We start from the raw sequence: 7,025 nt of genomic DNA, 5'->3' as shown, positions 1-7,025 counted from the left end.
CACCAGCAGCGCCCCGTTGTCAGCCGAAGACCCCGTCACGAGAACACACTTACCGGACGACCCCGACGCCAGCGTGTACACGCCACCGTCGCCGGGTGTGGCCGCCTGGGCGGGTCCTGTCGCCGTCACCAGCGCGGTGGCGGCGGTCAGGACCGCGAGCGCGGCGACGCCGATCGAGCGGGCCGTCCTCCGTCGTTCGAACAGGTGCATGTGGTGCCGTCCTTCCCGATGAGATCGAGCGGGTGGATCACTTCAGCCCCGTGGTGGCGATGCCTTTCACGAGGTATTTCTGGCCGGCGATGAAGAAGCCGATCACGGGGGCCAGGGACAGGAAGGACATGGCGAACATCTGTCCCCACTGGGACTGGCCCTCGGAGTCGATGAACTGCCGCAACGCCAGCGGCACGGTGTAGAGCTCGGTGTCGGTCAGGTAGATGAGCGGGCCGAAGAACTCGTTCCACGTCGAGATGAAGGTGAAGATCGCCGTGGTGGCGAACGCCGGCACGCACAGCGGCATGATCACCTTCCAGAAGATGCGGAACGGGCCGCAGCCGTCGATCCTGGCGGCGTCGTCCAGTTCCCGGGGCAGCGAGCGCATGAACTGCACCATCAGGAAGATGTAGAACGCGTTCGTGGCCAGGAAGTTCGGCACCAGCAGCGGGTAGTAGGTGTTGAGCCAGCCGAGGTTGGCGAACACGATGTACTGCGGCACGAGCAGCACGTGGCCCGGCAGCATCATGGTGCCGAGCATCAGGGTGAAGAACAGCTTGCGGCCGGTGAAGTTCAGCCGGGCGAACCCGTACGCGGCCAGCGAGCACGACAGCAGGTTCCCGGCGATGCTCAGCACCACGATCACCAGCGAGTTGACCATGTAGACGGTGAACGGCTGCTCCAGCGCGGTCCAGCCCTCGGTGTAGTGCGTCAGGTCCCACGCGGCCGGCCACAGGGACAGGTCCTTGAAGATGAGCGCGTCCGGCTTGAGCGAGCTGGAGATCAGCCACGCCAGGGGGTAGAGCATCACCGCGCCCGCCAGGCACAGCAGCACGTGCTTGGCGAAGCGGGTGCTCCGCGTGCTGCCGACGCGTTCCAGGTGACTGTCCTCTTCGTACGGCGGAGCCGTCATGACGGTTGACCTCAGTTGTCGTAGTGGACCCAGAATCTGGCCATCAGGAAGTTGAGCCCGGTGAACGCCGCGATGATGACCAGCAGCATCCACGCCATGGCCGAGGCGTAGCCCATGTGGAACTGGCCGAATCCCTGCTGGTACAGGTACAGGTTGTAGAACATGGTGGAGTTCGCCGGCCCGCCCGCGCCGCCGCTCATCACGTAGCCCTGCGTGAAGGTCTGGAACGACGAGATCAGCGACTGGATCAGGTTGAAGAACACGATCGGGCTCAGCAGCGGCAGGGTGATGGAGCGGAACCGCCGCCACCTGCCGGCGCCGTCCATCGCCGCGGCCTCGTAGTACATCGCCGGAATCTGCCGGAGCCCGGCCAGGAAGATCACCATGGGCGAGCCGAAGGTCCAGACGTGCAGCACGATCAGGGTGACGAGCGCGAAGTCGGGGTCGGAGGTCCAGCCGGGCCCGTCGATGCCGAACCAGCCCAGGAAGGCGTTGACGATGCCGTTCAGCCCGAAGACGTACTTCCACAGCAGCACCACCGCGACACTGCCGCCGAGCAGCGACGGCAGGTAGAACACCGCCCGGTACAGCGGCAGCCCCCGCACGCCGCGGTTGAGCAGCATCGCCACCCCCAGCGCGGCGGCCAGCGACAGCGGCACCGACACGAAGGTGTAGACGAACGTCACCTTCAGCGACTGACGCCAGACGGGATCGCGGAACATCTCCGTGAAGTTGTCCAGCCCGATCCAGGCAGGCGGGTTGAGCAGGTTGTAGTCGGTGAAGGCCAGGTAGAGCGAGGCGAAGAACGGGATGACGGTGAAGAGCATGCCGGCGAACCACGGCAGGAGGAACAGGTATCCCGCCCGGTCGCGGCGCGGCCGGGGCCGCCGCCGGCGCTGCGGGGCGGGCACGGGGGCGAGCCCCGGCCGCTCGTCCACGACGGTGCTCACGGTGCTCACCCGCCGAGCGCCTTCCTGCCCGACTCCAGCAGCGCCTTGGCCCCCTGCTCGGGCGTCTGCCGCCTGAACTCGACCTCGGTCGCGATCGTCAGCAGGTCGGCGGCGATGCCGCTGGAGCCGGGCGGCAGCGGGTAGGCCCGCGGCAGCTCCTCCTTCTGCAGGCTGACCAGGTAGTCGGTGGCGATCTGATCGTCGGGTGACAGGGTCGGCTTGACCGCGTCGGCCACCGCCGGGTTGGCCGGCACGCCGCGCGTGGTGCCGGTCGCCTTCGACGCCTCCGGGTCGTTGATGAGGAAGTCGAGCAGCTTGAGCACCTCCTGACGGTGCTCGGTACCGGCCGCGACCGACCACAGGGCGGGCGTGTCGATGGACTGGCCGCGCCGCTTCTCGGTCGTCTCGCCGGGGACGCGCAGCAGCGCCAGGTTGCCGCCGGCCGCGCTCTGGTTGACGGCGAAGTTGTTGGTCGGGATGATCTGCGCGGCGACCTGGCCCTTGGCCAGCGGCGACTGCTCGGCCGAGCTGCCGAGGTTCTCGACGAAGCCCGCCGGGGGCAGCGCGCCCTCGGCCCGCATCGTCCGGAACATCGCGAACCAGTCGGTGAGCGTCGCCTCGGTGACGCCCAGGCCGCCGTCGGCGGTGTAGAAGTCCTCGCCGCGCTGCCGGACGTAGACGATGAGATTGGCCAGGGTGCCGGCCTCGAAGTGCGCGCCGTAGACCTTGCCGCCGCTCGCCTCGGTGATCTCCTTGGCGAAGGCGGACAGGTCCTGCCAGCTCCAGGTGTTCCCGTCGGGGATCCGGACGCCGTACTGGTCGGTCAGGGTCTTGTTGACGACGAAGCCGATGGTGTTGAGGCCGGAGGGGATGCCGTACATCTTGTCGCCGACGGTGGCCAGGTTGCGGGCGCTCTCACTGAGCCCCGTGACGTCCACCGCGCCGGACTGGGCCCGGATGTCGAGCAGGGCGCCGCGGTCGGCGTACTCGCGCAGGCTGTCGATCCGCATCATCATCAGGTCGGGCGGGTCGCCCGCGGCGAACCGGGTGGCCAGCTTGTCCTTGTACGGCCCGCTGTCCTGGTACTCGGTCCGCACCGTCACGCCGGGGTTGGCACGCTTGAAGATGTCCAGGGCGGCCTGGGTCTTCTTCGCCCGCGTGGCGTCGCCCCACCAGACCATGTCGAGCTGGACACCGCCGCCCGCGCCGGCATCACCGCCGCCGCCGAAGCCGCGGCCGCACGCCGCCAGTCCCAGGGTCATGGCAGACAGTCCGGTCATCCTCATGAGGTCTCGTCTGGAGACACGTTCTGTCATGGGGGCATGCCTTTCACGAGGCAATGAAGGGGGGTTGCGGGCGGATTCGGCGGCCCGCCGCGTCAGTGGGGTGAGGTTACGACCGGGTTTCTGATTACGTCAATCCATGAAACAAACGCGGACGGCGGGTGCGCGAGGTGGCCCGTACGGGGCCCGTCCAGGTGCGGAAACCCACCCGGCCACGGCGGTGAGCAGCGCCTCGACCGCGCCCGCGCGGCGGCGCGGACGCCGGGGCCGGGGCGGCGGCGGGCCGGGCGTCCGGCGCATCTTCGAAAATTTCGGCCGTCGAAAGACCAGGGCGGGCATGAAACTTTCTCGTGTCCGGCCCGAGGCGTGGTGCCGTACCCTCGGTAGGCACGGAGCGGAGGCAGGCGGCGGGAGGATCATGCGAGCTCGCGGCGCGCACTCCGCGCCCGACCCGGCGTCCGCCGAGGCGCCGCACGGCACCGCCCCGTTGCGGCTGCGCGGGCGCGAGGTCGCCGCGTACGTCTGGCAGCCCAGCCTGCCGCGCTCGGCCTCGCCCCGGCCCTACCTGCATCCCGTCCGCACGCTCGGCGGCCTCACCGTCACCGACCGCACCCCGGCCTCCCATCCCCACCAGCTCGGCATCAGCGTCGCCACCCCCGACCTCGACGGGCACAACTTCTGGGGCGGGCGCACCTACGTCGCCGGGCACGGCCCCGCCTGGCTGGACAACCACGGCACCCAGCGGCACCAGCGGTGGCTGCACCGCACCGGCACCGAGCTGGTCCACGACCTGTGCTGGCTCGACGCCCACGGCCGGACGCTGCTGCGCGAGCGGCGCACGATCGGCTGCCGGCCGGCCGGCGCGACGGCGTGGGCCCTCGACGTGCGGACCCGGCTGACCAACGCCACCGACCGGCCGCTGGCCTTCCGCACACCCGCCGCGCTCGGACGGGCCGGCGCGGGTTTCGGCGGCGTCTTCTGGCGCGGCCCCGCCGTCGCCGCCGCCCACGTCCTCAGCCCGGACGGGCCCGGCGTGCCCGCCGCGCACGGCCGGCCGGCCGCCTGGGTCGCCGTCGGCGGCACGTCCCCAGGCCCCGACGGCGCGTCGTGGACGATGCTCTTCACCGCGGGCGACGACGTCACGGCGCGCGACAGGTGGTTCGTGCGGGCCCGCGACTACGTCGGCGTCGGCTCGTCCCTGGCCTGGGACCGGCCGCTGACGCTGCCCGCGGGCGAGAGCCTGGCCCGGCACGTCGTGGTCGTGGTGGCCGACGGCCTGCTCTCCCCCGCGACGGCCGCCGGACTGGCCCGCGCCGCCGGGCGGGCGCCATGAGCCCGCGCGCCCGGCCGAGCCGCTCCCCCCGTCCGGAGGAGCCGGTCCGGCAGGAGGACCTGCGCCCGCTCAACCTCGAACTGGTCTTCCGGCACATCCTCGCCGCCGGGCAGCCGATCTCCCGCACCGAACTGGCCGCCGCCACCGGCCTGACCCGCCCCACCATCACCCGGATCACCGAGGAACTGCTCGCCGGCCGCCTCATCACCGAGACCGGGCTGGCCCGCAACGGCCGGGCCGGGCGGCCCAGGGTCGGCCTGACGCTGTCCGCGAGCGGCCCCGCCGGGCTCGGCCTCGACATCCGCGCCGACGGCCTGGCGGCGTGCGTCGTCGATCTCGGCGGCACCGTCCGCCACCTGGCCTTCACCCCGTTCCGGTACGCGGGGCGGGCCGCCGCCGACGTGCTGGCGCAGCTCGCCGGCATGACCAGGGCCGCCGTCCGCGCCGGGGCCGCGCAGGACCTCGACGTCGTCACCGTCACCCTGGCCGCCCCCGGGCCGGTGCGCGACGGCGTCGTGCGCTCCGCGCCCGCGCTCGGCTGGCGGCACGTCGAGGCCGGGGCGCTGCTGCACGAGGCGCTGCGGCCCCTCGACCTGCCGGTCATGGTGGACAACGAGGCCACCCTCGCCGCCCTGGGCGAGCTCTACGCGGGCGACGACTCGCTCGGCGACTTCGTCTACGTCTCCGGCGGCCTGGGCATCGGGGCCGGCATCGTGCTGGACGGCCGGCTCATGCGCGGCGCCCGCGGCTGGAGCGGCGAGCTGGGGCACACCGTGATCGAGCACGACGGCCTGCCGTGCCCGTGCGGGGCGCGCGGCTGCCTGCAGTCCTACGCCAGCCTGCCGGCCATCCTGGGCGGCGAGCCGGCGCCCGCGGGTCTCACCCCCGACGTCGCCGTGACCAGCCGGGCCGAGGCGGGCGACCCGGCCACGCTCGCGGCCCTCGACCGGGCGGGCACGGCGCTGGGCATCGGCCTGGCCAACGCGCTCAACATCCTCGACCTCGACATCGTGCTGCTCGGCGGCAGCTTCTCGCTCCTGGCGTCCTGGCTGACCGGCAACGTCGAGGCCGAGATCGGCCGCCGGGTGCTGACGGCCGCCTGGGCTCCCGTGACCGTCCGTCCGGCGCTGCTCGGCCCGGACGCCGCCGTCATCGGAGCCGCCCTCACCTCCGTCGACCAGGTACGCCGGCAGCCGAGCGCCTGGCTCACCGGGGGCCCGCGGGCCCGGCTCCCGAGCGTGTCGTAGCCGGGGCCGCCCCGGCCGCGGGGCCGGGGCGGCCGGGCGATCAGTAGTCGATGAACCCGTACAGGGCCAGGTGGTTCGACTTCGTGCCGCTCACCGTGTGGCCGATGGCCGACGACCGCACGGCGCCCTTGACGAACAGGTAGTCGATCTTCCTGGAGCCCATGGTCGCCTTGCTGCCGTAGCCGGTCATGCCGAGGCCGCCGAGCGTGGTGGGGGCGATGCCGGAGCGGTTGGCGTCGATCCCGACCACCCGGATCGTCGAGGCGTTCATCAGGCTGGTGGCGTCCGCGCCGATGTGCATGCCGGAGCCGCCGATGCCCGTGGTGCCCGCGCCCGCGCAGGCGTTCGCGCCGTTCTGCTCGGGCAGGTGCATGGTCGCGGCGAAGACCGTCGTGCCGGTCGCCTTGATGGTGAAACGCGCCGCGATGGCGCTCGTCCGCTTCCACTTGTGGGTGTAGGCGGCGCCGTCGTCGTTGCTCGGCGGCTTGTACAGCGTGCACCCGGCGCCGCCCTGGTACGACGTCCCGGGCTTGAGCCAGCCCGCGCTCCAGTACTTGGAGATGTCGCCGGCCGCCAGGCCCAGCGTCCTGGTGTTGTAGATGATCGCGTTGGTCTGCCGCTTCTTCAGGTCGCCGAGCGACTGCTGGCTGCAGTGGTGCGAGCCGCCCCACTCCTCGGGGTTGTCCCAGGCGACGATCGCCTGGTAGGTGCCCGCCGGGTAGCCGAACTTGGCCCCGAGCTGGTCGGCGTACGCCGTGGCCTGGCCCGTGCCGCGGAGCTGCTGGACGATCAGCAGGTCGGGGGCCGCCACACCTGACGTGCCGGTGTTGCCGTTGTCGTCGACCAGGATCGAGGTGAGGTGGTCGGGGCCGGAGATCCGGGTGCAGGTGCCGTCGGCGTTGTTCGTCACCAGGTTCTCGATGTTGTTGTTGTAGACGCGTAAGACCCGGTCCGCCGCGGCTGCTGGGGTCGCTGGCGCGGCCGTGACAGTGACGGTCGTCGTGAGCGCGGCGGCCGTGGCGAGCGCCGCCACCCGGGATCGCCGGTGCGTGCGTCGATAGATGAAGGACATTTAGGCAGGATAGGTCC

General features: G+C 71.8%; 7 protein-coding genes. 2 read left to right on the top strand and 5 right to left on the bottom strand.

From position 1 onward, the window contains the following. The 4 genes from FAF44_RS35195 to FAF44_RS35180 all read right to left on the bottom strand — a co-directional run. Window positions 1-210, bottom strand: a 210-nt coding sequence (locus FAF44_RS35195) for an RICIN domain-containing protein (protein WP_237107665.1), incomplete at its 3' end; no start/stop codon positions are given. A gap of 37 nt (window positions 211-247) precedes the next feature. Next, the gene (locus tag FAF44_RS35190; RefSeq protein ID WP_237107668.1) at window positions 248-1,018 is read right to left on the bottom strand and encodes a carbohydrate ABC transporter permease; all 771 of its coding nucleotides are present in this window, start codon (window positions 1,016-1,018) and stop codon (window positions 248-250) included. Window positions 1,019-1,134: 116 nt separating this feature from the next. Next, window positions 1,135-2,073 carry a carbohydrate ABC transporter permease gene (locus tag FAF44_RS35185; RefSeq protein WP_237107667.1) on the bottom strand — a complete coding sequence of 313 codons (939 nt, stop codon included), beginning with the start codon at window positions 2,071-2,073 and terminating at the stop codon, window positions 1,135-1,137. A 5-nt stretch (window positions 2,074-2,078) separates the two neighbouring features. Further along, window positions 2,079-3,335, bottom strand: coding sequence for an ABC transporter substrate-binding protein (locus FAF44_RS35180; RefSeq protein ID WP_237107664.1), 1,257 nt, complete (start codon window positions 3,333-3,335; stop codon window positions 2,079-2,081). Window positions 3,336-3,774: 439 nt separating this feature from the next. On the opposite strand from FAF44_RS35180, the gene FAF44_RS35175 reads away from it, so the two are divergent. Both FAF44_RS35175 and FAF44_RS35170 read left to right on the top strand, forming a co-directional pair. Beyond that, the gene (locus FAF44_RS35175) at window positions 3,775-4,689 is read left to right on the top strand and encodes a PmoA family protein (protein WP_237107663.1); all 915 of its coding nucleotides are present in this window, start codon (window positions 3,775-3,777) and stop codon (window positions 4,687-4,689) included. Then, a complete protein-coding gene (locus FAF44_RS35170) occupies window positions 4,686-5,936 on the top strand; it encodes an ROK family transcriptional regulator (RefSeq protein WP_237107662.1) in 1,251 nt (416 codons plus the stop codon). Before FAF44_RS35175 ends, FAF44_RS35170 begins: the two co-directional genes overlap by 4 nt. Window positions 5,937-5,976: 40 nt before the next feature. On the opposite strand, the gene FAF44_RS35165 is transcribed toward FAF44_RS35170, so the two are convergent. Continuing rightward, window positions 5,977-7,008 carry a hypothetical protein gene (locus FAF44_RS35165; protein WP_237107661.1) on the bottom strand — a complete coding sequence of 344 codons (1,032 nt, stop codon included), beginning with the start codon at window positions 7,006-7,008 and terminating at the stop codon, window positions 5,977-5,979. Window positions 7,009-7,025 lie beyond the last annotated feature (17 nt).

Origin of the sequence: Nonomuraea sp. MG754425 (assembly GCF_021699195.1) — a bacterium.
Lineage (GTDB): Bacteria > Actinomycetota > Actinomycetes > Streptosporangiales > Streptosporangiaceae > Nonomuraea.
The sequence above is the reverse complement of the archived record's forward strand: the minus strand, read 5'-3'. Positions and strand labels throughout refer to the sequence as shown.